Source organism: Nostoc sp. DedQUE09 (assembly GCF_034530915.1).
GTDB lineage: Bacteria > Cyanobacteriota > Cyanobacteriia > Cyanobacteriales > Nostocaceae > Nostoc.
The window spans coordinates 1-23,672 of the sequence record NZ_JAVRCE010000032.1; the positions used below are offsets into that span (position 1 = coordinate 1).

Genomic DNA, 23,672 nt, shown 5'->3' on the forward strand with positions numbered 1-23,672 from the left:
ATTGGCGCTTGAGCGCTGTTGTAAGGTTGTTGTCATTGTTTTATAAGTGCGGTTAGTTATTTATGAATCAGGCGGTAAAGTTTTTCCCTGTGAATGTACTTTACACTGCTTTACAATTTTTAATCAAGTTTTATTACTATAGTAAAACTGATATGAGTTATCAGGTTTGCTTATTTAAGCTTGATGTTTAGTGTTTGTAGTTGTTCCAAATACATTGAACACAGGATTTAGATATATTTACTTCGGCGTTAGCGCCCAAAAGATAAAATAGAAAGGAACATTGTTGTTATCGACTCTGAAATCGAGAGTTGATATGGATTACTACCAAAATTAGGAGGGAAGGTGTGACATGACAATTACTTTAAATCACACCATAGTGCCCGCACATAATAAAGAAGCATCGGCGAGGTTCTTTGCAAAAATTTTCGGTTTAGAGATCGAGCTTCCCGTTGGTCACTTCGCTGCTGTGCATATAAATGATGCATTAACGCTCGACTTCGCCGACGCTGAAGCGTTCGAGCCACATCATTATGCGTTCCATGTCAGTGATGAAGAATTTGATGCAATTTTTGCACGCATCAAAGAGGCAGGGATTGAATACAGTAGCGACCCTATGCATCAGAATAAAGGACAAATTAACCACAGAAAGGAAGGTCGTGGCTTCTATTTCTATGATTCCGATGGCCACAACTTAGAATTGTTAACCCGTGCATAGATTTTTGACATCAGGTCAAGCCCTTCCTTCGGGCAGGGAAAAGGTTAAAGGCAAAAGGGAAAGGGAACCCCATAACTAAAGTTAGGGGCTTGATACGAGGCGAGGACGCTGTATTTCTCGTACTACGTATCTCGAAATACATCTTTTTCCTTTCCCTTTAACCTTTCCCCTTTCCCCTTTCCCCCCTCTTTGGTCAATGCATTACTTCTTGACTAAAAAATATGCTGTGGCATATTCCGGTAATTGGCTTATATTTTGCCCAAATTCTTTTTTATTCTTAAAAATACCTGCCAAAAAATCTAGCTGATAAAGATTGGGTAAAAATGCTCCACCTGTATCGGCGATGACTCCCATTTGCAAATGTTTGCGACCACCTTGAGTATGCTCAATCACAATCACCTTACCTAAACCGATATTCAAAACATCTCCAGCAAAAGTAACTCCGGGTTTAATAGAAATTTTTGCATCTATTTTGTATCCATAGCCTTTAATATCATCAACTTCTCTAAAATACCAATAACGCTTTTGTGCTGTTGCCTTTAATCCGCGGATATAAGCCATTCCATTGTTTCTATCTACATTAAAAAATGCCTGATCACCATCTGTAAAATTAATCAGGATTGTTCCTTGCATAATTGCTTCTTCTAAGCCATTTCTAGTTAGATAAGCAAGAGTTGTAACTTTTCCAAATTCTCTACCACCTGGTTCATAAATACCAGACAAAACATCTTGCTTTGTGTACCGGGTGTAAAACTTATCGTTATTATAGTTATCTTTTAAGCTATAAATTGGTATATTAAAAGTAGAGGTTTTCTTGCGGGAACCAGGGTGAGTAAATACAGCATATTTGGTGATTCGTAATTGTTTTTGCTGTTTACTTTTGGGGTTGTAGGCAGACCATTTAATGACTCGAAAATTGGTATTAATAAATTTAGAGTCTTGTAAACGAGTAGCCCGATTATTAGCAATATCCTCCTTCAAAACAGCAATCATGAAATCCAAAGTTTTGAGCACATCTGGTACAGTAACTCCTTGAGTAGTAAGTACTCCTGGACGCATAATATCTGGGTCTTTTGAAGCATAATCTTGAAAATATTTTTTAGTATTAACGAGAACAGTTAATAAATCTCCTTGATTAAATTTAACTTTACTATTTGGTAATTTCCCTGAGGTAGCAATCTGGCTGCCATTAATGTTAAATTTATATTTTTTGAACTCATCAATAACTGGATAGGGTACAGATGCTGCTAACAAGTTCTGTCGAGATGAAAAAGCATTTTGAAACCTTGAAGTAAGTTGATCAGCAGCTTGATTTGAGGTCAGAGAAATCTGTGATTGAAGTAGGGTAGAATTTTCTGGTTGAGTAAATGAGTGATTTTTTTGAGCTAGCTGTTTAGTTTTTGAGTGGGTATATAGATAACTACTTGCTAAACTGACAAGTAATAAGGCAGCACAACCTACTGTAAAGCGGAATTTTTTGCTAAATAACATATTCTGTAATACTAAATAATCAAAGTTATTTTTCTATCACCTCACGCACTAACTGCGCCAACTTGTCGGCACTATCAGGAACTGCGATCGCCTTTGCTTTTTCCCCCATATTTGTTAACTCTTGCGGTGACTGCAATAAATTCAACACATTACTTTGCAATGCTTCAGTCGTCAACTCCGATTGCTTCAGTGTTAACGCCGCACCAGCTTTTGTAAATACGTCTGCATTGTAAGATTGATGGTCTTCTGCGGCAAAGGGGTAAGGAATCAAAATCGCTGGCGTTCCACATACTGCCAACTCTGTTAAGCTACCTGCGCCAGAACGACTAATCGCCAAAGAAGCACGTTGCAACAACGCTGCCATCTTGTTGTAAAAAGGTAAGGCTATGTACTGTGGATGTTTGAGACTGTCTGCTTCGGGATCGCGATCGCCAGTTAAATGTACTACATAAATACCAGCATCAAACCAAGCTTTTGCAGATTCGCGCACCAACTTATTTACTGCAACTGCACCCTGGCTACCACCAAAAACAACAATTAAAGGAACACCATCAGGAATAGCTAAATTCAATGGTGCATTAATTGCCCCATCAAGAAATTGCTCTCTTACAGGAGTACCAACATAGACATTTTTGGCACGAGGTAAATACTTAGCAGCTACTTCAAATCCCAAGGCTACCGCACTACACCAAGGGCCAAAAAAGCGAGTTACTTTACCTGGTAAGGCGTTAGATTCGTGGAAAATCACTGGTAAACCGAGAGAACGCCCCGCAATGACGGCTGGCCCGGCAATGTAACCGCCTGTGGTAAATACCCCTTGAAAATTCCCCTGTTTGAGAATTCGTCTGACTTCTAAAATCGAAAGGGCGAGTTTACCCAAAATGCGAATCGAAGAAAGTCCAAACCCTTGCTGAAACCCTTCAACTGCAATAGTATTCAAGGGATACTGTTTGGGGACAAGTTGAGTTTCTAGCCGATCGGGTACTCCCAGCCATTCTATTTGATAGTCTGGAAGTTTTTGCGCCAGGGCGATCGCTGGAAACAAATGTCCACCAGTCCCACTGGCAGCTATTAATAATCGTATCGGTGCGTTTGCCATCAAACCTCTACCGTTTAGCGTCTAGCTTAACTAAGATAAAACAATTTGCTTACTTTCTCTAATCAAATCAGTAAATTCTTACCAATGACTAACATTATTACCGCCTTAGTGAGACGACAACTCAAATTTCCAGCAAATATCTGGCTGGTTTCGCTCTTACTGACTATTGGTTTAACAACTGGTTGGCAACGTACTCAAGCTGCAACACCACAGCAATTATCCCAAGCCACAACACCCCAAAATGCACCAGCCGATCTGAAAAACCTGTTGACACAAGTTGATAGCGCTGCTAGCCGAGGCGATGTTAGAGGAGTGTTGCAATTTTACAGCCCCAATTTCACTCATGGCGATGGATTAAACCTCCAAACCCTGGAAAAGTCTTTGACTTCACTTTGGCAACGATATCCGAAATTGCAATACAGCACGAAACTGCTATCTTCAAAACCTGAAGCCAATGGGATTATTGCTGAAACAGAAACAAAGATAACTGGCTTACCCTCTGGTAACACTAATAAGTTGGCTCTTAATGCGACGATTAAATCGCGTCAGCGTATTGAAGGCGGAAAAATAGTCCGCCAAGATATTTTGTCAGAACGAACCTTGCTTACCTCTGGTAGCAAACCACCCCAAATTGATTTTAAATTACCACAGCAGGTGCAAGTTGGTCAGAAGTATAATTTTGATGCGATCGTCCAAGAGCCACTTGGTGATGATTTTCTACTAGGAACGGCGCTAGAAGAACCCATTAAACCAGATAAATTTCTTAACCCTACACCCGTAGATTTGCAATTATTAACATCTGGCGGACTGTTTAAAGTTGGACAAGCACCATCTACCCCAGGTAGCCAATGGGTTTCTGCGGTCATCCTGCGGGGTAATGGAATGACTATGGTAACTCAGCGCTTGCAAGTAGTGAAGAAGTAGTTAGGAGTTAGGAGTTAGGAGTTATGGCCGACTGATGATAAATTATGAACGATGAAACTTGTGCTAATTCATAATTCATAACTGTTAACTCCTCACTCCTAACTATCCTAATGATTTCCCTACAAAATCAAATTATTTTGATCACTGGTGCAAGTAGTGGTATTGGTACTGCTTGTGCAAAAATCTTTGCTGGTGCGGGTGCAAAACTGATTTTAGCAGCACGACGGTTAGAACGTTTGCAGCAGCTAGCAGATACTCTAAGTAAAGATTTTAGTACTGAAATTCATTTACTACAACTAGATGTGCGCGATCGCCATGCTGTTGAATCTGCCATTGCGACTCTACCCTCTGCCTGGTCTGACATCGATATTCTCATTAATAATGCTGGTCTAAGTCGTGGTTTAGACAAGTTGCACGAAGGCAGCTTTCAAGATTGGGAAGACATGATTGATACTAACGTTAAGGGTTTACTTTACGTCTCCCGCTATGTCGTTCCGGGAATGGTAAGCCGCGATCGCGGTCATGTGGTAAATTTAGGTTCCATCGCCGGACATCAAACCTATCCCGGTGGTAATGTCTACTGTGCTACCAAAGCTGCTGTCAGAGCAATTTCTGAAGGTTTAAAACAAGACCTATTAGGAACACAGGTACGTGTAACTTCCGTTGACCCTGGTATGGTAGAAACGGAATTTAGCGAGGTACGCTTTCACGGAAATACTGAACGCGCCAACAAAGTCTACCAGGGAGTTACACCCCTAACAGCAGATGATGTGGCTGATGTGATATTTTTCTGTGTGACGCGATCGCCCCATGTCAATATTAATGAAGTTGTGCTAATGCCTGTTGACCAAGCTAGCGCTACCCTAGTTAATCGACGAACATCAAAGTAGCCCATCTCATACGATTTTAAAAAAGCTTACCCCTTTCACTTACTCTACTCAAGAGATATTTGGTAGAAAAAATGTAGAGATGTAGCACTGCTACATCTCTACAAGGGTTCTGGATAATGCATATTTAAACCAGATATCTAAACTTTTACAGTTTATGTTTCAGTTTACGTCTAGAGAGTTTGTTAAGGCTTTAGCTACTCAGCTAGAGTGAATCCCCAGTGAGTTATTCATCCGGCTGAGTCGTTTCCTCGTACTCACGGATCTTGAAATCAGTATCACGCTGAAGAAACCGCTGGATATCTCTAGTGTAAAATAATACTCGCTTGAATTTGTGGTCAATTTTCTCATTTAATTGACCCAAAACCATCTGGACAACATCTTTTCGATTCACATACTCTTGAATATGTAAAGCTAATGTCCTATCAATCTCACGAATTTTTTCAGCATTCCTCGCTTGTTCTTCAAGAGTCTTTTCAATTTGAGTAATCGAATTTGAAATTCGATTCATTTTGCTGATGACGGTAACAGCTACACCACCAAGAACAGAAGCGCTAACAAGAATCCCTAAAAATATACCAGTGCTTTCTAGAGTTAGTGTTATTCCTGGGGAGCTACTAGAAGAATTGGTAACAGCTATTATTGGCTGTGCAGTAGTCATTGTTTAAAATTAGTTATCTACAAATTCCCATATCTTAAAATTGCAATCTTGAAAGTATGGTGGCACTTCAAACGAAACTTGATAATTACTCTGAAAGTGCAAAAATTTAATAATTACTGGCGTATAAAGAGGAATAAAGCGAAATTCCCCAAGTGCTAAACCTAGCGAAAACGGCACTGGAATAGCTTGATTTAAATATCCAGCTTTATACCAATTTGGTTTGGCTGTAGCACTGAATACTTGAACTGCCACAATTGAAGATAAAAAAAGGTGAGAAGGTTCAAAAGCTGCTATTGATTGAATGATCTTCTCACCCGACATCGTTGCATTTTTAGTGGAATCCATAATTAGATTCCACTTATTCGCATCATTAAACTGAGTCACTATAAGACTCCTGCTATTGTCAAATTATTTTCAACTGTTAGCAAATAATCATCAATACAAACTCCCACGACTTCCAAGCAATCAATGTAATCTTGGAAGGAAATTTCACCTTTAGCAAACCGAGAATTTGCTAATGAGGTGATTTCCTCCCGCTTGATTAAATCGCTTATTTCTTCTTGGGAGACTTGAGGAACGAGAATAATTTCGCACTTAGTCAAGTCTGCAAGCATTAGAATTTTTCAGGAATAAAGGATACAGATTTAGTTCCAGCTGCCGCAGTGACAAGCGCAAGAATAGCCGCTTTTTGTTCGCTATAAGTTGCGTTTGCTGTAATCCTGCCAAATGGGAAAATATAAGCTGTATCAGCTTTAGTTTTGTAGGGTATGCCAGTCAGTTTACTCGTTACACTAGTTGCTGTAGTTCCTGTAATATTCCGGCAGGAAGCTTTCGCTGGTTTATAACCTACAGCTACAATATCGTCACTATCTGGAGCTTCTATCCCTAAAGCAGCTGTACCTAATCCAAATAGAGCGTACTGTCCTTGCGCTCTGGCGGATATGGTTGTCACATATTCAACTGTTGATGCTGCGGGCAGCGCGAAAGGTTTGATGCCAATTTTTTCAAACTTCCCAGGATTAGATGATGCTGATCTGGGATAGTCAATATCAACTTTTCCCGCTTTCCAATCCTGGTATTTCTTTAATGGAGTACCAGCTGGTGCGTCTGGTACTACTCCATCTTCTCCTGATGAAGTTGGGCGAAGATATTTTAATGCTGCATCTAAGTTATTAAATCGTTTAGCCATTGCTGTACACTACTCGGTCGCGTTTTATACATCCTGTATAACATTGGGCAAAGCGCACAGAATTCGTGTCGATCAGTATACTTGTTTCCATGAAAAAACTACGCAGTATTCACCCTTTCAATTACCGATCGCAAAGCGCTTTCTGGAGTTGACACAAGATTAATAACTGTCTGCCGTCCATTCAGGAATAACTGAGCATGACGAAAGCGAACATCCACGATAGGACGTTTTACAGGTTTCTTGACCTGCCGCCCGTACACTAGCTGAGTGCCTGGATTGCTGGGATAAAGTTTGTCAGTGTCCATAAAATCTACATTGGTACTATCAAATGGGTGTCCCTGGATCTGAAGTACATTACGCGCCAGTCTCTCACCCTCAGCTTTTGACTTTACCAAAAGCCGTAAATCATACCCTCTTTCTGGATCACGGTAGTAGTAGTAATGTATGCCCTTTTCCCAAACAAATATGGGATTTGCAAATTCACGTTTAATGTCTCTCGCCATTTCTTCAGCTTTGGCGCGAGTGTAAGTTTGGGCTGATTCATTCATCAGTCGAAAGCAAATTTCTCCGCGTCCCGGCGCTGTACGGTCGGTTAGGTTAGTGTATCTCTCACGAAAGTACAGCTTGACCTGTGGCTTGAAGCTGACATCACGCTGGAAATCCGCAACTGGAATTCCATAAATAGGAGCTTGCAAAGATTGAGCGTGACCAGCAGTAACCTCAAATAACCACAACCTCATCATGGTCATTGTGGAAGTGTCGCCATCCTTCATTGTACAGGCATGGCGTAAAGCTGCTTTCGGTGTAGAAATGTCGTCAACTGCTTGATTTTTAAACCACTGGATAACGGCTTTATTATGCCAACGTCTTACAGTATCTTGCAAAAATTCCCATTCATTAAAGTTATCTGGTAGTGGCATATTTAGTCATCTGGATCTAAATCTAAATCTACTATTTCTAAGCCAGCACTCGCTAATTTAGCTGTTGCTTGATCCGCTTTGAGTTTATCTGGCTCTGGCGATTCTTTACCTTTGTTAGCTGGGTTCTCATCCTGCTTAATTGCGTTAGTTAATTCAGTGGTTGCTGTCGTTAATTCAGTGGTGGCATTGATAATATCTAATGGGGCTTGAGTTACCATTTGTATGGTTGATGCTCCTTGTTGCAAGTTTTCTAGAGTTTGAGTAACACGATTAAATTTGGGCTGTGGATTCATCCAACCGTAAGCACTTTCTAAAACTTCACCAGCATTGCGAAGTGCATTTCCAATTTTGGCAACTTTGCCAGCCGTCATCTCTAAGCCAGTAAGTATTGCAGATGACAGCCCTTGAAAAGCATTTAATATATTAACTGAAGCTTGATAAATTCTATTAGCCTTAGCCCAAGCTGTTGTTAGATTTGTATAATTCTCGGCTCCAATTGCATTTTTAATAAGATTTTCAATTGAACTACTAATGACAGAACCGATGTCAAACGTACTACCATCTTCTTTTTTCAATCCGATTAACTGCAATACATTGTTGATTATTCCAACAAAAGTTTGTCCGATGTCGTTGGAAAGCATTAATGCATTGTGGATAGTAGCGCCTAATATCATCATGTTGAGTACTCTATCCAAGTGCATCCAATCTGCAAAGCGGGATAGCTTCCCACCGATGCCTCCCGGAAGTTGATCACCTAGTCTTGCTAATATTGTTTGCTGTCCCTGGAGGAGCGCAGCATTTGCACCAGTATTTACCGCATCTAAAATATTGGCTGAATTGGTATTGTTATTGTTGGTAATGTCGGCTGCATTGTCTTTTAGTGCTTTATTCATGCAGCCCCCCGGCTGGGTGGTTCTGCATGTTCCAGTCGCGGCTGCTTGCTCGATCTGTGGAATTGTTGGTATATCCGGTTTAATTGCGGCCGCAGCCCGCGCCGGAATTAAGGGGAGTATTCCGAGTATTTGATCAAGTTTTGGTAAAGCTTCCTCGTTCACTTTTGCTTGTTGTCCTAGCTTTGTGTCAATTTTTGTAATTGTTGCTCGGTTGCTGTCAACCTCTTTTTTGGTTTGAGTTAAATCTTTTTCTAGTAGTCCCAAAGACTCACGATTTGTTCTTTGAAATTCCTCAAATCGTTGGTCGGCAGTCATTGTACTAAGTCGTTCAAAGTCGGCTTGTCTTTTATCAAATTCCTTCGATAAATTTGATTGTTGCAAGTCCCGAATTCCGAGCGCTTTGTTATTTTCTTTTTTGAATTCTTCAAAGCGTTCATCGGCAGTCATTGTACTAAGTCTCTCGAAGTCAGCAAGCTTTTGGTCAAACTCCTTCGATAAATTTGATTGCTGTAATGGTGCAATTCCTGCATTTTTCTTAGCTTCATTTAATGCAGTATTAGCAGTATTGTTCACAGCATTTACAGCATTACCTAAATTTGAAACTCCATTAATAGCAGTACTTCCTAAAGTTATGGCTCCAGCAATTTGGCCACTTAATCCAGCTACCACAGCTTGCAGTGCAGAAACTTGAGATTGTGCGATTCGCGCCTCAGCTTTTGCAGCACTGACGGCATTTGCGGTAATAGATGCAGTATCGACAGGTGTAGCTGGCTTGATTGTCTTAAGACTCGCTCTAACCGATGCTAATTCTGCCTGTAGTTTAGAAATAGTGGTATTGATGGCATTTTGAAATCCATCATTAGCCTTTGAGCTAATTCGCGCTATGTTGGCGTTAATTTGTTGAATTTTGCTATCTAAACTAAACTTTGTTTGACGAGTTTCGTACAAAGCATCGTTACTCTGCTTTTTAGATTCAGCTATTTTCCCCTCAAGAATTGTTCTCCCTTGCCGAGTTTCGTATAATGCATCATTACTTTGCTTTTTAGCTTCTGCGGCATTTTTAGCAATAGTTCCGGCTTGCTTATTTAATTGATAAAAATCCCTAGCATTGGCACTTAATTCTTGCTCAAGCTTCTGCATTTTGGTATCAATGGTTTTGAGCTTTAATCCATTGTTTACTGCTATTGTATTAGTCTTCGTTAGCTCGATTCCTATCTGACTAATATCATCAAAAGCCCTGCTTGAGACAAACTCTTGAAGTTTGACTAAAAGCACCAACCCAATTGCAGAAAGAATACCAAGGATACCGCCAACGCGAGAGGCTTTATCAAGTACAGCGCTACCAGGAATATTTTTAAAGAGTACTTCATTTACTTTGGTAGCAAGGTCAGAGGCTTTCTTTGTAGCATCTGCAACTTTCTTTGCATTAGCAGCAGTTTTTTTAAGAGTCTTCATGCGTTTAGCAGCTTCTTTTGCACCACTTTTAGTCATAAATTGAGACGTTACTCGCTTTACCCTTTTGGCTTCAAGTAGCATCTTTCCCGGCTGACCATTAGCGTATTTAGATAGTTTGTAAGCCCTTAAAGCACTGGGTGATATTTGTTGAGAGACTGCCATGATTACTCATCTACGAAGAAATCAATAATTGCTGCAAAAATGCCTTGTGATTGATTAGCTGTTTCAGTATGTTCAACCGCAGCATCTAATAGGTCTTTCACGTCATCGATAACGGTTTTAAGTACGCCGCCAAGTTCAAGAATGTCTGTTTCTGCTTTCTTTAGCCTTTTAAGAATTTGTGAAAGGTCAGCATTGCTATCGTCTTCATGACCTTCACAACACTGCTGTTGCTTGCGCTCTAATTCTCGTATGCGCTGATTTTGTGCATCGATTTTGCGATTTAAAGCCGCTAGACCAGCGTCAATATCCTTACAAACTTCTGCCATTTATCGACCTACTTTATTTGCAATATTTTTCAGGCGATCGCCGACTTCTTTGCACGGAACACAGCAATAACCTGGGTATTTCTTGTGTGTGCATTTGTGGCTACCTTCTGGGCAATTATCACCACAAGCTACGGTGTATTTTGGCTCTTGGTCATAAGTCCTTTGAATTTTTATTCCTCGTGCGTCTGTAGCTGTTAATTTGTATCCCCCAAAATAGACCTTATAAGTACAAGAGCCGATATTATCTGAGTAACCCAATGGATCAAAATCAAGATAAATTTTTCCATCTATTACTGAAGGAATAGGACAAGTTCTATGAACAATAGGATTATCAGGAGGATACTCACCTGAAAAAATCCAATCATTTATTGGATCGTTGACAATAACAGAAACAACATTTTTAGCAAAAGATTTGTCTATCTTTTGATTCATGTTATGTGTATAGTCTTGATATTCTCCCTCATTGGAAGTTATCACCTCTACCGTGATGGGAGCGTTGTCGAAAATAAGAATTTCTTTTGCTGGGGACAAAATTTCTACGGTTGTCTTGTCGCCGAGAGAGCAGTATGAAGTCATTTGCTCCCCCAAGCTTTTGTCATCACAAAATAATAATTACTTGATGAGATATTCTTGTCAGAAACATTAATCTTAAATTCGTGCAATCCAGCATTGTTGATTGTAATATTCCTTTTGAGAATAATGCTGCTAGTACTAGGGGCATATAAATCTAAATCATTGTGTGCAAGAATTCCATTTATATACAACGATCCAATTCCTCTATTGCTACCTGCCCCTACTAAAAAATTCAATCCATAATTACCTGCATCAAGCAACGAACTCCATTTAAAACTATCGGAACTACTTGGCGGATGCTGTATCACGCCTAGTCCGTAGGTGTAAGACGGAGTAATATCATAAATTAAAGAATTGCCCGATAGGATAATACTTTCATCGTGCCAGTGAGTAAAAGAAGTAGGATAGTCACCGTCTCCGCTAATTCCAGAGAGAAAATTAGCTCGTGAGATGTGCCCTGTAAGCCCATCAGTTTGTTGAAATGCAATAACGTCTGTATCATCAGGAATGATTTTTTCTGTACCTAAATCTTTAATCTGCTTCAGCATAAGAATGAATTATGATTGTTTCTGATAGATAAACATTGCCATTTCGCTCTTTAGCATAGGCATCCCAGCGAAACATTTCTAGAAGTTCATACAACTGACGATTGTCGTATCCAATTGGGACATTATTCTCATCGGTAATAATATTGCCGTTTTCGTCTGTGATGTATCCGTAAAAGTTGCTTAGTGCTTGCAATAAAAGAGCAACTAGTAATTGTTCAGCACGATTATTTGACTGCGGTGTTAAACCTATTGCTACTAAATCGGCTTTTTGAATTACCAATTCAGTAGCAGTTTGGCTAGCATTAACACCAAATAATTGAGCAAGTGTTAATGAAAGCATGATTAATACAAATTGGGGTCAATTGTGGCTGCTCCTGTAAGCACCCGGTCGATTTCCACGGATATGGTATTTCGCAAGTAAATAGCATCATTGCGAGTCGTGATGCTGGGGCTAAAACCATCTACAACTGCAACAGATTGGTCTATATTGGTATCTTTACCCGCATCTGTTAGTGCAGCTTTGAATTTGAGCATCAGCGCTATTAACAAAGATTCTGCGGTGTTATTAGCACCAGGGGTTAAACCTGTAGAAGTTAGATCGGCTTTGCTGATAGTTAAAGTATCTGCATCCTGTGTGGCGTTAGCCCCAAATACGGCAGTAAGTGTTGGTTCCATAAAAGCGGATTTGATGAGGTGAATAAATCCGTTGTATGGCTTAACAAAAAAAGTGTAAATGTTCCACTTTTATGTAGAAGTGGTATATATCCTGACGACGCGTATCCTTTGCTGGGAATAGGATTGAGCGAATATTTACGGTTAGTGAATATTTAGTAAATTCCGCTTTTACCTCCTTTCCAGGTAAAAGCGGAATACTCGAAAATTATTTTATGTCTATGCCAAAGAATAACAGAAAGGGAAAAGCCTCGGTCATCTCAGATGGTGAGTTTGTCAAAATCAAACGACAAGTGAGAACCGACAAATATAAATTACTGATGGATTTAGCTTGGTATACAGGTGAGCGCTGGGGGGCACTGGTTCAACTCAAAACTGAAGATGTTTACGATCGCAATGGCCAACCCAAGGATGTACTGATTTTTCCGGCAATGGTCAGAAAGCATCGCCCAGATGGGACAGCTGAAACTGTAGAGATTCCAGTTCATGAAAATTTGAAAGAATCTCTCAAAGGATTTGAACCTGACAACTCTGGGTGGCTTTTCCCTTCGCGCTGCGGCACAAAGCCAATTACTTGGCGAAACGCCTACGATATCCTCCAGCGGGCCACCGAAAAGGCGGGAATGAGTACCAAGGGAATCTCAACTCACAGTACCCGCCGGAGCTTAGTGAACCGATTGCGGAAAAATTCTGTTGACAAGGACGTGATTCGCAAAATCACCGGACACCGTGACAACAAAGGACTTGACCCTTATATCGATGTTGAACTGGATGAAGTCAAAAGCGCGATCGCAACTCTATGAACCCCAACCTCCTATTCCTCCAAATCGAGATATTCTTCGACCGCTTGCAGAAAGGGGAATACGATCATCCTGTGTATTTGGCTATGGCACTGGAAAATCTCACTAACCAGGCATGGGATGAAGTTGACCGGGTGTACCCGAACTTATGACAAACCGCAGCCAGGGCGGATAAGCTGGACTCGGTTAGAAACACCTAACCTTATTGGATTTATTGCGATCGCACATTCATCCTATTTGGTGCGATCGCTTTTTATTGTAATTAGAGTCTTAATGAAATTGACTCCCAATAAAAAATTTGCTTTTAAGCACTTTTATCACGAAAAATCAATGCTTTCACCCCACTTGTGGAGGCCCGCAGCACAACTTCTTCTTGTTGAGAATGCTTGACACTATATAGTCGTTGGGTATTGGGGGAAGAGGGATTGGGGAATGGGGAACAGGGAGCGGGGTAGTGAACCGGCGATCGCCAAAAAAAACGATTGCATAAGTTTAAAAAACGCTGTATCCTGCCTTGAAACAGGCCTTTCAAGGTAATGGTAATGCTAAAGCCGGGGAAGAATCGCACCAGCTGGCAACCAGCTTGGAATCACGGTAAAACTCAATCGATCCGTGTACCAGTCGCACTCGCAGAACAAATTTTAGAATACGCCTATGCAATCGACTCCGGTCTAATAATGGATCAACAGATGATTCTGCGGGCCATCGACTCTTTTGTAGAATCCAGAATCTCAAAATTCCACCCCAACCAGTACAGCCATACTGGCTCGACCACTAGCCGACGCTGGGATGAACTGCGGCGGTTTAGGAGTGCGATCGCAAACCACGCCAGGAGCGAATCAACTCTTCAATCTCCTGGGGTGACTGCCCGTCGCTAATTGCAATTTCCACATCTGCCTTTTTCTGTTTTGCGATCGCACTATTAACGCTACCCAGGTAAAGCCGATGGATCTTTCGGCCCTGCATCCAGCAGTAACGGTAGTACCAGTATTTATTAGAGCATCTCTCAACCCAGTATTCCTCAATCCAGTGGGTATCGTGTTGGGGGGCAGATTTTTGAGTAGTTAATGTAACTTGCTCCCCAACACTTTTACACGGAGATTCCGAGTCTGAAATTTGCCCCCCAACACTATGTGACTCTTGGGGGGTAAGTTCATCCCAGAACGGATCATAAGCATAAACAGGAGAAGATCCAGTTTTAGTAAAAGCTTGTAAATCAAAAAGTGTGGGTTGGTTCATAATCGAGTTGGTTATTATGTCGCTGCTTCTACTGGAAAGTGGAAGCAGTTTTTATGTGGAGTAATAGTCGTAGTAAAGAGACTCTGGAGTGATAATTCCGGCTTTGTGAAGTAAACGTAGGTTCTCTGGTTCATTCCAGTATTCCCAGCGCAAGCAATCAATCAATAAGCCGATGCGGTTATCAATTGAGTCTCGTTTATTGCGCAAGAAGACAAGGTTTAAAGCTAAGAAGATTTTTTCAATTGGGTAATAGTAAACTTCACATTTTTCAGGTAAATGAATGTCTACTTTTTGGGCAAGTTGTTTAATTTCGTTTTTGGTTTCATCGGATACATGGTTGTTTGGCTTAATATCTAATTGCTGCTGCTGACTAGGCTCCTGATGAGCAAGCGAACTGTTTTCTTGGGTTTGAGGCGATATTTTGGAACTATCAATCCTGATTTCGGATCTTTTTTCCGCTCGTTTTCTAGGTGGTTCTAACCACTCTAAAGGTTTGATTATTAACTTGAATTCGTGCCAGTTATATTTTTTTATCAGTCTGACTAGTCCGAAATCAAGTAGTCTTTTAAGGAGATTTTTTAGATGTCTCTCGGATAGTGGTTGTCCTGATTGCTTTTCTACCCAGGCATTAAATTCATGCAATGTAACTTCTATTACTTTGCCTGGTTTGGCATAGTTTATTAACCAGCACCAGAACTGTTGATATGCTGCTTTTATCCGATATTTCAAGCAAAGTTCTTGATGTTTCTGCGTCCAGAAATTAGGATTATTTTGGCTATTTTGTGGCATAATACTATTAGTTATTCTCACAGAGAGCCACCACGATCGCGAAATCTTCTGGTGGCTTTTTGGTTTTTTTAGGTCTTCTTTGCGTTCAACCAGTGGTCATCGGGGAAGCTGGAATCTGCTTCAAAATCAGCATTTTCACAGCTGGTAACACCGAAAAAAGCAAGCCCGTTTTGTTGAGTCAGTGCTGTGCCGACATCGCCGGCTCTACTTTTATCTGTGTGCCAGCACAGGGCAACAAGCCCATTTTTATCAGGGTTTAGGGCAAGAGCAACGTAAATCGTTTGTTTCTTCATTGGTTATTAGGAGAGCGATGTTTATTAAGCTTGATGTTGGTCGCTATCTCTTTTATCCGTTCGACTAACTCAGGATTTTGTCGAAACAAGTTTGGTAAATCACTCAAGACGTATGCTGTTAACACGATCGCTTGGTCGGGTTCCAGTTCTGGTTCAATGGTGCGGATATAGTCGAAAAATTTCTCTAGCTCATAGATGGCAAGGCTTCTGGCTCGAACTACTTTTGATGAGATTTTGTGTTTAGTCATTGGTCATTGGTCATTGGTCATTAGTCAACTGCGATCGCAGTTGGTTATCGCCGATCGCGCTCTAGGTCATAAATAACTTTCTCTAAATACCAGTTATCTGACTGTCCTGGGTTTTTTCGCCGCTGTTGTGCCAAAAGTCTTTTGGCGGATGCCACGTCACCTTTGAGCAAAGTTAGTAAATCAGCTTGGAGGTATCTGTTTCTGGGGTCGTTGCGATATGAGTCTGAAACTCTTCCATGCGGTTGCCGAGGACGATTCGCTATGAAGGCTTGCCACTGACAATGAAATTGCTGAAGTATTTGAATCAGCGCGAGAATAAGATAAAACACAGCGACTACAAAGTACAGGCTGGTTAGAATTTCCATAGGAATTGAAAGTAGATGTTCAATTCCACGATGCGGGAAATACCCTGATTGAGACATCGGGAGATCCCGCATTTGTAACTTCGCACCCTCTTCACAAAACAAAACCGCCCTTACCACAGTGGGCAGGACGGTTTTATTCAGGTTCTTCAATACCTTTATCAGAAATCAATTGCTGAATCTGGGCCTCAAGCTCTTGGATAGCTTTTTTGAAGTCGTTTTCACTTTCCTTACTTTCGTCAAGTCTGGTGATCAGCCGCTGCTGGTGCGCCTTGACATAAGAAAGATGCTTTTCTTCAATTAGCTTGACGGCCTCTAGGATTTTCCCAGTACTTGGGCTTGTGGATTGGCTAGACTTACACCCACTTCCCCTGATGCTAGACCCCTGATCATTTGAGACGTGTCCTTGTATCCCATTGACTTGGCTTTGCTCAACAGGGCGTCCCTCTGTTCCGGAGAAAGCCTTACCGACAGTCTCGCCTCTTCGTTTGGCAATGTTTTTGGGCGTCCGGGCTTTTGTGGCGTTGTCATTACTGCTTTCACTCATATACCTTTTCTCTATTGTAATTTTGTCAGCACAAAAAGTTTTGTGTTCACACTTGACTTATAATTTTGGGTGTACGATTATGTTAGCAGAGTTTTGTGAAAACAAAATTATAAAAAGCTCCCTCCCCACATTTGCCACTGTGCCCGTGAGGACTATATGGAGCAAGCACCCACGCCACTGCATAAGCCCCGGCGCGGAAACACCCTAATCACCAGAGAACGAAGCGCGGCTCACGAGTTGTCTGCGTGGTGATATTTTGATGTCTGCACACCTACAACCTTTAAAACAACATGACAACCACAGTTTTAGAACTGATTGAAAACCTGAAGCATTACCCCGGTGCAACGGTGGTAAACATCAAGGATGTTGATGATGAGGAATTTGCGATCGTTGATTACCAATCTTCTGATGACGGCGTGACTATAGTCATTGGCGAAATCGTAGAGTCTGAGCCAGATGAGGAGGAGGAAATCTAATTGAAAAGGCGATCGCCTACCATCCCTGATTTTGGATAGCGATCGCCAAGTCTACGATTATTTGCATTGAGGAGATTTTACCAATTGTCAAAGCCAATAGGACATTTTACTAGTTACACCTTAAACGACGGCTCGTTACTCGAATCCCTCCAGGAGGAGTACGGGCCCACCCTTGAGCGGATGACCAGACGCGAAAAGCTGTTTTTAATTAGTGCGATCGCGATTCAACTTTGCGACCAATCACCAGGAAGCTGCCGCAATGAAATTTATGTAGTGGGTCATCAAGTTAATAGCTCCCTACCCGTGGGCGACAGAGAGGGATTAGTCGAAGCGCTGATTAATCAAGTCCGTTGGGGGCGCAGTCTTTCAGATACGGAGGTATCGCCTATGCAGCAATAAACCCCACTAACTACAACACCCCTGAATATATAAGGTTGCACCAGCGCTGGCTGGAGAGCTTGCGCTGGTTTTTTACACAATTAGGATTTTAGATTATGACTTACAGCGACGGACTTAGACCGTGGGCAATTTTCCAACGTTTGCCCAATGGCAGAAGTAATTGTGTTTATCGATTTCGCACCCAGTCTGACGCAGACGCTTACACCAGCATTCTGCGTCAGGGAGGGGGAATTTTTGAGGTAGTTTTCGATTTACCCCAGCACCAGGAAGTTAAAGGATAGCTCAAAATCAATTGCGATCGGGTAACGCACCGCGATCGCAACTGATTAATCGATCCAAACAAGTAAAAAATATCACATAACTATGCAAATAAAAACCATTTCTTACAAACGGGTAATTAATCTCGGAAACTACGAAAATAAGCACCTAGAACTGTTTGCGGAAGTTGAAGAGGGAGAGGATGTAGAGACTGCAATTTCATCTCTAGCAGAACTTGTAGAGCGAAAAATTAGGGAGGAAACAGAAAAAGAAATAAAACTTGAAATCCTACGTCTTCAAGAGACAGAAGCAAACCTAATAGATCAAATCTCCGATCTCAAGCCTCAACTTAAAGCTCTCAAGTATCAACTCGAATACACAGGAAATGAACCAATACAGCCCAGTCCTACATTTGGCATCCTTCCTGTTTCTGCCGAAGAAGCGGACGATTTTTAATTTTTAGCGAATCTTTTACATCATGACCAAACACGACACTTGGGTAAAACTCAAGCCCGGCAATCCTTACGAGTCAGTGTTAGACCTGTTTCCAGATGGCAAGATACCCATGCGCGACCCGTTCCCCTTGGAGCAAACCACCGAGCCAAATGGTGAAAGGGTAGTGCTGTGGATTATTGACTTAGAGCGGCTCTCCCCGATTCAAATAAATGCGATAACTCAACTCATTGCCACACGCCTTGGTGCTGAGGTAATCGAAGTACAAGCCGAGACTGCATCCCTTGGTGGTTTTGGACTGAGTGACGGGTGGGTTGAATCAATGGAATGTGATGCTGAAGGGTTCCAAAGGTCAAAGGAAGTCGCTGATTTTTTTGAAACTGCACCACAGCCACCCAGCGCTAGGGCTTGGCGCAAATTCTACAACAGCCAGCACGAACGCTGGATTGAAGGGGATGAAGTGCCCCCGCCCATCAATTCCATCGAGGACGTTGACCCCAGATTACGCACTCCAGAACTGGAGCAAGCTTTCAAGATGAGGAAGGTTGAGGCTGCGTTGCTTGCCGCCGAAGGCATCGCGCAGGGTAACTACTCAGTTCTTGATGTTCTCACGGGTCGAGCATTCACCGACGCTCTTAACATTATTGACCCGGAAAACTCATATTCATTAGTTGGATATGACGATTTTGATGATGACGAATTTGATGATGATGAAATTTATGAGTGATGAAAACTTGATAACTAAACCACTAAATAATAACTTTGTGACTTTAACAAAAGAGTTATATGTACTAAACAGTTTAGCTATGGGAGTAGCGATACAAATTCTTGCCAAAGTAACTGGGGAAAGCATAGAGGATTGGAAAGAATATGTAGGGGCAAAAGCTGGCGAACAATACCGTGAATTATCTGCTGAAAGAATTCAAGAAATAGTTAAGTCTCTGGATGACGAAATAACCGCCTGATGAATCGCAATTGCGATCGCGCTTCATGCGTGGGCTACCTGACACAGTAGCCGAAACGGTGACATCATTGCCACCGTCGCGGGTTGTGTCCAAAGCAATCAGCAACTTAGCAAGAGAAAATGCAGCGTTCAGAGTGAACTGCACTACTGAATTGTGGTGTTCTCAATTTCATGCGCGGCAATTCTCCTGTTAACTTCCCGAATGCGTTTACTCCTGAATCGCGCCCCTCTCGTGTGGGGCGTTAGGGTGATTCGTGCGCTATTAAGTTCGGGTCAACAAAAGGATGCCAGTCCTTGAAAACCACCTCTTATTGTTCGCAGAACCATGACAACAGAATTAATAATTCTGGGAATTGATGTTAGTAAATCGAGTATAACCACTCACATTTTAACACAGTATCCCAAGGGCGGATTGCAAGCATATTGGAATAAAACAAGAAATAAAGCATCTACTTTATATCCGGCTTTTTACTCCAATCCTGATGCTAAGAAGAGGCAAAAATCAGCTTTTGACTTTGCTGATTATCTAGCAGAAATCAAGGCAGATTATGCAATACTCGAACCGACAGGAAACCACTATTCTAGACTGTGGGCTTCTATCCTTAAGAAATTAGAAATCAAAATTCTCTGGGTGGGTCATGTGGAACTGCGCCGTTATCGCGGAGGTAAAAATCTCCCCAATAAAAGCGATCTAGCTGATGCTTTAGCAATGGCCGCCTACGGTCACGATCCAGATCACCGACTGGAGACTGGGGAACTGAATTTGAGGTATTTCCTCATGCACCGCCCAGAACCCATCGATGAACTCCGCGACCTCTGTCAGCAACTCGAACATCTCAACCGGGTGCAATCGCCAATTGTGAATTATGCCCGTCAGCTTCTAGCTTGGCAATTCCCAGAAGTGGCGCATACCAAGAGTGCATCTAGTAAGGCTGGATGGTTAGCGCCCCTTTGGGGATGGCTAGCGAAAAGGCTGGAAATTTCGCCCGCCGGGAAAACCAGAATCGAAAATCTCTATAAAATATCCGTTGCCAAAGACTACGGGATTGAGATTGATCCAATCTTGGAACTACACGCCGAATGGATGTGTGATATTTCGCTCTACGAGCAGCGCTTGGAGGCAAGAATCACTCAAATCCTTTCTCTGACAGAATTTAAGCCTTACACGAGCGTGTTTGATAAATTCGGCTTTGGGTTACGAGTGCGATCGCGACTGCTCACCAGGATTTATCCCTTTGAGTCGTTCCTGAGTGTAAATGGTAAGCCAGTCATTGAATACGAAGTGCGGGAGGTGAAGAAAACGGAGCGCGATGCCTACGGCGGCAAGCTACGCAAAGACGGAAAAACCACCGTGAAGCGGTTAGCCGGCGACACCAAACGAATTAAACGCAACCGCAGCCGCGACACTTTCAAAATGAGGTTAGGGATGGGTACTGTCTTAGAACAGTCTGGGGACGGTTTAGTTGAAAAAGCCAGTGGTTCGTCACTGTGTCGAATTAGTTTATGGCAGTATGTGCTGACTGGCGTGGAAACTGGAAGGCTGCCAGAAAACGAACTGACTAGGGAATTGATTAACTACCGCGACTCACTCAAAGCTAACGTCACTGAACAAGGTGAGAAGCTGCTAGGTGGTAAACACATTCAGGGAAAACTGATGAGTAAAGTAGTAAACTTACTGTTCCAGGAATTGTGTAAAGTTATTCCCGTGACCTGATGTTAAAGCCCTTCATCCAAATGAAGGGTTTTGAACCCTAAACTTTCAGTTACCCTGAATCCCCAGTGAGTTATTCATCCGGCTGAGTCGTTTCCTCGTACTCACGGATCTTGAAATCAGTATCACGCTGAAGAAACCGCTGGATATCTCTAGTGTAAAATAATACTCGCTTGAATTTGTGGTCAATTTTCTCATTTAATTGACCCAAAACCATCTGGACAACATCTTTTCGATTCACATACTCTTGAATATGTAAAGCTAATGTCCTATCAATCTCACGAATTTTTTCAGCATTCCTCGCTTGTTCTTCAAGAGTCTTTTCAATTTGAGTAATCGAATTTGAAATTCGATTCATTTTGCTGATGACGGTAACAGCTACACCACCAAGAACAGAAGCGCTAACAAGAATCCCTAAAAATATACCAGTGCTTTCTAGAGTTAGTGTTATTCCTGGGGAGCTACTAGAAGAATTGGTAACAGCTATTATTGGCTGTGCAGTAGTCATTGTTTAAAATTAGTTATCTACAAATTCCCATATCTTAAAATTGCAATCTTGAAAGTATGGTGGCACTTCAAACGAAACTTGATAATTACTCTGAAAGTGCAAAAATTTAATAATTACTGGCGTATAAAGAGGAATAAAGCGAAATTCCCCAAGTGCTAAACCTAGCGAAAACGGCACTGGAATAGCTTGATTTAAATATCCAGCTTTATACCAATTTGGTTTGGCTGTAGCACTGAATACTTGAACTGCCACAATTGAAGATAAAAAAAGGTGAGAAGGTTCAAAAGCTGCTATTGATTGAATGATCTTCTCACCCGACATCGTTGCATTTTTAGTGGAATCCATAATTAGATTCCACTTATTCGCATCATTAAACTGAGTCACTATAAGACTCCTGCTATTGTCAAATTATTTTCAACTGTTAGCAAATAATCATCAATACAAACTCCCACGACTTCCAAGCAATCAATGTAATCTTGGAAGGAAATTTCACCTTTAGCAAACCGAGAATTTGCTAATGAGGTGATTTCCTCCCGCTTGATTAAATCGCTTATTTCTTCTTGGGAGACTTGAGGAACGAGAATAATTTCGCACTTAGTCAAGTCTGCAAGCATTAGAATTTTTCAGGAATAAAGGATACAGATTTAGTTCCAGCTGCCGCAGTGACAAGCGCAAGAATAGCCGCTTTTTGTTCGCTATAAGTTGCGTTTGCTGTAATCCTGCCAAATGGGAAAATATAAGCTGTATCAGCTTTAGTTTTGTAGGGTATGCCAGTCAGTTTACTCGTTACACTAGTTGCTGTAGTTCCTGTAATATTCCGGCAGGAAGCTTTCGCTGGTTTATAACCTACAGCTACAATATCGTCACTATCTGGAGCTTCTATCCCTAAAGCAGCTGTACCTAATCCAAATAGAGCGTACTGTCCTTGCGCTCTGGCGGATATGGTTGTCACATATTCAACTGTTGATGCTGCGGGCAGCGCGAAAGGTTTGATGCCAATTTTTTCAAACTTCCCAGGATTAGATGATGCTGATCTGGGATAGTCAATATCAACTTTTCCCGCTTTCCAATCCTGGTATTTCTTTAATGGAGTACCAGCTGGTGCGTCTGGTACTACTCCATCTTCTCCTGATGAAGTTGGGCGAAGATATTTTAATGCTGCATCTAAGTTATTAAATCGTTTAGCCATTGCTGTACACTACTCGGTCGCGTTTTATACATCCTGTATAACATTGGGCAAAGCGCACAGAATTCGTGTCGATCAGTATACTTGTTTCCATGAAAAAACTACGCAGTATTCACCCTTTCAATTACCGATCGCAAAGCGCTTTCTGGAGTTGACACAAGATTAATAACTGTCTGCCGTCCATTCAGGAATAACTGAGCATGACGAAAGCGAACATCCACGATAGGACGTTTTACAGGTTTCTTGACCTGCCGCCCGTACACTAGCTGAGTGCCTGGATTGCTGGGATAAAGTTTGTCAGTGTCCATAAAATCTACATTGGTACTATCAAATGGGTGTCCCTGGATCTGAAGTACATTACGCGCCAGTCTCTCACCCTCAGCTTTTGACTTTACCAAAAGCCGTAAATCATACCCTCTTTCTGGATCACGGTAGTAGTAGTAATGTATGCCCTTTTCCCAAACAAATATGGGATTTGCAAATTCACGTTTAATGTCTCTCGCCATTTCTTCAGCTTTGGCGCGAGTGTAAGTTTGGGCTGATTCATTCATCAGTCGAAAGCAAATTTCTCCGCGTCCCGGCGCTGTACGGTCGGTTAGGTTAGTGTATCTCTCACGAAAGTACAGCTTGACCTGTGGCTTGAAGCTGACATCACGCTGGAAATCCGCAACTGGAATTCCATAAATAGGAGCTTGCAAAGATTGAGCGTGACCAGCAGTAACCTCAAATAACCACAACCTCATCATGGTCATTGTGGAAGTGTCGCCATCCTTCATTGTACAGGCATGGCGTAAAGCTGCTTTCGGTGTAGAAATGTCGTCAACTGCTTGATTTTTAAACCACTGGATAACGGCTTTATTATGCCAACGTCTTACAGTATCTTGCAAAAATTCCCATTCATTAAAGTTATCTGGTAGTGGCATA

The 23,672-nt window shown here is 41.7% G+C and carries 38 protein-coding genes; 14 read left to right on the top strand and 24 right to left on the bottom strand.

From position 1 onward, the window contains the following. The first annotated feature begins 349 nt into the window (after positions 1 to 349). The gene (locus tag RMY27_RS19990; RefSeq protein WP_322666128.1) at positions 350 to 715 is read left to right on the top strand and encodes a VOC family protein; all 366 of its coding nucleotides are present in this window, start codon (positions 350 to 352) and stop codon (positions 713 to 715) included. A gap of 201 nt (positions 716 to 916) precedes the next feature. Here the strand turns inward: RMY27_RS19990 and RMY27_RS19995 are convergent, their stop codons facing one another. Then, positions 917 to 2,206, bottom strand: coding sequence for a hypothetical protein (locus RMY27_RS19995; RefSeq protein WP_322666130.1), 1,290 nt, complete (start codon positions 2,204 to 2,206; stop codon positions 917 to 919). A 25-nt stretch (positions 2,207 to 2,231) separates the two neighbouring features. After that, a complete protein-coding gene (gene murG / locus RMY27_RS20000) occupies positions 2,232 to 3,305 on the bottom strand; it encodes an undecaprenyldiphospho-muramoylpentapeptide beta-N-acetylglucosaminyltransferase (protein WP_322666132.1) in 1,074 nt (357 codons plus the stop codon). A gap of 84 nt (positions 3,306 to 3,389) precedes the next feature. Here murG and RMY27_RS20005 point away from each other — a divergent pair, with 84 nt between their 5' ends. Together RMY27_RS20005 and RMY27_RS20010 are read left to right on the top strand one after the other, a co-directional pair. Beyond that, positions 3,390 to 4,229, top strand: a complete 840-nt coding sequence (locus tag RMY27_RS20005) for a nuclear transport factor 2 family protein (protein WP_322666134.1) — start codon at positions 3,390 to 3,392, stop codon at positions 4,227 to 4,229. Between the two features lie 110 nt (positions 4,230 to 4,339). Further along, complete coding sequence (locus tag RMY27_RS20010; RefSeq protein WP_194044754.1) at positions 4,340 to 5,119, top strand: SDR family oxidoreductase; 780 nt, start codon at positions 4,340 to 4,342, stop codon at positions 5,117 to 5,119. Positions 5,120 to 5,342: 223 nt separating this feature from the next. On the opposite strand, the gene RMY27_RS20015 is transcribed toward RMY27_RS20010, so the two are convergent. The 11 genes from RMY27_RS20015 to RMY27_RS20065 all read right to left on the bottom strand — a co-directional run bounded on the left by RMY27_RS20015 (position 5,343) and on the right by RMY27_RS20065 (position 12,518). Beyond that, positions 5,343 to 5,777, bottom strand: coding sequence for a hypothetical protein (locus RMY27_RS20015; protein WP_322666136.1), 435 nt, complete (start codon positions 5,775 to 5,777; stop codon positions 5,343 to 5,345). Positions 5,778 to 5,786: 9 nt separating this feature from the next. Beyond that, entirely contained in the window at positions 5,787 to 6,161 is a 375-nt protein-coding gene (locus RMY27_RS20020) for a hypothetical protein (RefSeq protein WP_322666137.1), read from the bottom strand. After that, on the bottom strand, positions 6,161 to 6,391 hold the full coding sequence (locus tag RMY27_RS20025; protein WP_322666138.1) for a hypothetical protein: 231 nt from the start codon (positions 6,389 to 6,391) through the stop codon (positions 6,161 to 6,163). The genes RMY27_RS20020 and RMY27_RS20025 overlap by 1 nt, the downstream gene beginning before the upstream one ends. Continuing rightward, positions 6,391 to 6,966, bottom strand: a complete 576-nt coding sequence (locus RMY27_RS20030; protein ID WP_322666140.1) for a hypothetical protein — start codon at positions 6,964 to 6,966, stop codon at positions 6,391 to 6,393. Before RMY27_RS20030 ends, RMY27_RS20025 begins: the two co-directional genes overlap by 1 nt. A gap of 98 nt (positions 6,967 to 7,064) precedes the next feature. Beyond that, complete coding sequence (locus RMY27_RS20035) at positions 7,065 to 7,886, bottom strand: hypothetical protein (RefSeq protein WP_322666142.1); 822 nt, start codon at positions 7,884 to 7,886, stop codon at positions 7,065 to 7,067. A 2-nt stretch (positions 7,887 to 7,888) separates the two neighbouring features. Further along, positions 7,889 to 10,396, bottom strand: coding sequence for a hypothetical protein (locus RMY27_RS20040; protein WP_322666144.1), 2,508 nt, complete (start codon positions 10,394 to 10,396; stop codon positions 7,889 to 7,891). Between the two features lie 2 nt (positions 10,397 to 10,398). Continuing rightward, entirely contained in the window at positions 10,399 to 10,722 is a 324-nt protein-coding gene (locus tag RMY27_RS20045) for a hypothetical protein (RefSeq protein WP_322666146.1), read from the bottom strand. Continuing rightward, entirely contained in the window at positions 10,723 to 11,298 is a 576-nt protein-coding gene (locus tag RMY27_RS20050) for a hypothetical protein (RefSeq protein WP_322666148.1), read from the bottom strand. Beyond that, the gene (locus RMY27_RS20055; RefSeq protein ID WP_322666150.1) at positions 11,295 to 11,843 is read right to left on the bottom strand and encodes a hypothetical protein; all 549 of its coding nucleotides are present in this window, start codon (positions 11,841 to 11,843) and stop codon (positions 11,295 to 11,297) included. Before RMY27_RS20055 ends, RMY27_RS20050 begins: the two co-directional genes overlap by 4 nt. After that, positions 11,827 to 12,183, bottom strand: a complete 357-nt coding sequence (locus tag RMY27_RS20060; protein ID WP_322666152.1) for a hypothetical protein — start codon at positions 12,181 to 12,183, stop codon at positions 11,827 to 11,829. The genes RMY27_RS20055 and RMY27_RS20060 overlap by 17 nt, the downstream gene beginning before the upstream one ends. Positions 12,184 to 12,185: 2 nt before the next feature. After that, positions 12,186 to 12,518, bottom strand: coding sequence for a hypothetical protein (locus RMY27_RS20065; protein WP_322666154.1), 333 nt, complete (start codon positions 12,516 to 12,518; stop codon positions 12,186 to 12,188). Positions 12,519 to 12,736: 218 nt separating this feature from the next. Between RMY27_RS20065 and RMY27_RS20070 the strand changes: the two genes are divergently transcribed. The 4 genes from RMY27_RS20070 to RMY27_RS20085 all read left to right on the top strand — a co-directional run bounded on the left by RMY27_RS20070 (position 12,737) and on the right by RMY27_RS20085 (position 14,193). Continuing rightward, positions 12,737 to 13,318, top strand: a complete 582-nt coding sequence (locus tag RMY27_RS20070) for a tyrosine-type recombinase/integrase (RefSeq protein ID WP_322666156.1) — start codon at positions 12,737 to 12,739, stop codon at positions 13,316 to 13,318. Beyond that, complete coding sequence (locus tag RMY27_RS20075; protein ID WP_322666158.1) at positions 13,315 to 13,467, top strand: hypothetical protein; 153 nt, start codon at positions 13,315 to 13,317, stop codon at positions 13,465 to 13,467. The genes RMY27_RS20070 and RMY27_RS20075 overlap by 4 nt, the downstream gene beginning before the upstream one ends. Next, positions 13,436 to 13,705 carry a hypothetical protein gene (locus tag RMY27_RS20080; protein WP_322666160.1) on the top strand — a complete coding sequence of 90 codons (270 nt, stop codon included), beginning with the start codon at positions 13,436 to 13,438 and terminating at the stop codon, positions 13,703 to 13,705. The genes RMY27_RS20075 and RMY27_RS20080 overlap by 32 nt, the downstream gene beginning before the upstream one ends. Before the next feature lie 152 nt (positions 13,706 to 13,857). Then, a complete protein-coding gene (locus RMY27_RS20085) occupies positions 13,858 to 14,193 on the top strand; it encodes a hypothetical protein (protein ID WP_322666162.1) in 336 nt (111 codons plus the stop codon). On the opposite strand, the gene RMY27_RS20090 is transcribed toward RMY27_RS20085, so the two are convergent. The 6 genes from RMY27_RS20090 to RMY27_RS20115 all read right to left on the bottom strand — a co-directional run bounded on the left by RMY27_RS20090 (position 14,120) and on the right by RMY27_RS20115 (position 16,793). Further along, a complete protein-coding gene (locus RMY27_RS20090) occupies positions 14,120 to 14,554 on the bottom strand; it encodes a DUF4102 domain-containing protein (RefSeq protein WP_322666164.1) in 435 nt (144 codons plus the stop codon). The two genes, RMY27_RS20085 and RMY27_RS20090, sit on opposite strands and share 74 nt — an antisense overlap. A gap of 51 nt (positions 14,555 to 14,605) precedes the next feature. Beyond that, positions 14,606 to 15,343, bottom strand: coding sequence for a hypothetical protein (locus RMY27_RS20095; protein ID WP_322666166.1), 738 nt, complete (start codon positions 15,341 to 15,343; stop codon positions 14,606 to 14,608). A gap of 68 nt (positions 15,344 to 15,411) precedes the next feature. Beyond that, positions 15,412 to 15,636, bottom strand: a complete 225-nt coding sequence (locus tag RMY27_RS20100) for a hypothetical protein (RefSeq protein WP_322666168.1) — start codon at positions 15,634 to 15,636, stop codon at positions 15,412 to 15,414. Next, entirely contained in the window at positions 15,633 to 15,884 is a 252-nt protein-coding gene (locus RMY27_RS20105) for a hypothetical protein (RefSeq protein WP_322666171.1), read from the bottom strand. The genes RMY27_RS20100 and RMY27_RS20105 overlap by 4 nt, the downstream gene beginning before the upstream one ends. Before the next feature lie 44 nt (positions 15,885 to 15,928). Further along, complete coding sequence (locus RMY27_RS20110) at positions 15,929 to 16,306, bottom strand: hypothetical protein (protein WP_322666173.1); 378 nt, start codon at positions 16,304 to 16,306, stop codon at positions 15,929 to 15,931. 76 nt (positions 16,307 to 16,382) lie between these two features. Beyond that, a complete protein-coding gene (locus RMY27_RS20115; RefSeq protein ID WP_322666175.1) occupies positions 16,383 to 16,793 on the bottom strand; it encodes a hypothetical protein in 411 nt (136 codons plus the stop codon). A 290-nt stretch (positions 16,794 to 17,083) separates the two neighbouring features. On the opposite strand from RMY27_RS20115, the gene RMY27_RS20120 reads away from it, so the two are divergent. The 7 genes from RMY27_RS20120 to RMY27_RS20150 all read left to right on the top strand — a co-directional run bounded on the left by RMY27_RS20120 (position 17,084) and on the right by RMY27_RS20150 (position 21,057). Then, complete coding sequence (locus RMY27_RS20120) at positions 17,084 to 17,269, top strand: hypothetical protein (protein WP_322666177.1); 186 nt, start codon at positions 17,084 to 17,086, stop codon at positions 17,267 to 17,269. 84 nt (positions 17,270 to 17,353) lie between these two features. After that, positions 17,354 to 17,668, top strand: a complete 315-nt coding sequence (locus RMY27_RS20125; protein WP_322666179.1) for a hypothetical protein — start codon at positions 17,354 to 17,356, stop codon at positions 17,666 to 17,668. A gap of 95 nt (positions 17,669 to 17,763) precedes the next feature. Then, entirely contained in the window at positions 17,764 to 17,949 is a 186-nt protein-coding gene (locus tag RMY27_RS20130; RefSeq protein ID WP_322637050.1) for a hypothetical protein, read from the top strand. Between the two features lie 82 nt (positions 17,950 to 18,031). Then, positions 18,032 to 18,382 carry a hypothetical protein gene (locus RMY27_RS20135; RefSeq protein WP_322666180.1) on the top strand — a complete coding sequence of 117 codons (351 nt, stop codon included), beginning with the start codon at positions 18,032 to 18,034 and terminating at the stop codon, positions 18,380 to 18,382. 22 nt (positions 18,383 to 18,404) lie between these two features. After that, positions 18,405 to 19,106, top strand: a complete 702-nt coding sequence (locus tag RMY27_RS20140) for a hypothetical protein (RefSeq protein ID WP_322666182.1) — start codon at positions 18,405 to 18,407, stop codon at positions 19,104 to 19,106. Continuing rightward, on the top strand, positions 19,099 to 19,344 hold the full coding sequence (locus tag RMY27_RS20145) for a hypothetical protein (RefSeq protein ID WP_322666184.1): 246 nt from the start codon (positions 19,099 to 19,101) through the stop codon (positions 19,342 to 19,344). The genes RMY27_RS20140 and RMY27_RS20145 overlap by 8 nt, the downstream gene beginning before the upstream one ends. Before the next feature lie 324 nt (positions 19,345 to 19,668). Beyond that, on the top strand, positions 19,669 to 21,057 hold the full coding sequence (locus tag RMY27_RS20150; RefSeq protein ID WP_322666186.1) for a transposase: 1,389 nt from the start codon (positions 19,669 to 19,671) through the stop codon (positions 21,055 to 21,057). Between the two features lie 70 nt (positions 21,058 to 21,127). Here RMY27_RS20150 and RMY27_RS20155 read toward each other — a convergent pair whose 3' ends face one another. The 5 genes from RMY27_RS20155 to RMY27_RS20175 form a co-directional block, all read right to left on the bottom strand. Next, on the bottom strand, positions 21,128 to 21,562 hold the full coding sequence (locus RMY27_RS20155; protein WP_322666136.1) for a hypothetical protein: 435 nt from the start codon (positions 21,560 to 21,562) through the stop codon (positions 21,128 to 21,130). A gap of 9 nt (positions 21,563 to 21,571) precedes the next feature. Next, the gene (locus RMY27_RS20160) at positions 21,572 to 21,946 is read right to left on the bottom strand and encodes a hypothetical protein (protein WP_322666137.1); all 375 of its coding nucleotides are present in this window, start codon (positions 21,944 to 21,946) and stop codon (positions 21,572 to 21,574) included. Next, on the bottom strand, positions 21,946 to 22,176 hold the full coding sequence (locus tag RMY27_RS20165) for a hypothetical protein (protein WP_322666138.1): 231 nt from the start codon (positions 22,174 to 22,176) through the stop codon (positions 21,946 to 21,948). The genes RMY27_RS20160 and RMY27_RS20165 overlap by 1 nt, the downstream gene beginning before the upstream one ends. After that, positions 22,176 to 22,751, bottom strand: a complete 576-nt coding sequence (locus tag RMY27_RS20170; RefSeq protein ID WP_322666140.1) for a hypothetical protein — start codon at positions 22,749 to 22,751, stop codon at positions 22,176 to 22,178. Before RMY27_RS20170 ends, RMY27_RS20165 begins: the two co-directional genes overlap by 1 nt. Positions 22,752 to 22,849: 98 nt before the next feature. Beyond that, the gene (locus RMY27_RS20175; RefSeq protein WP_322666142.1) at positions 22,850 to 23,671 is read right to left on the bottom strand and encodes a hypothetical protein; all 822 of its coding nucleotides are present in this window, start codon (positions 23,669 to 23,671) and stop codon (positions 22,850 to 22,852) included. Position 23,672: the final 1 nt, after the last annotated feature.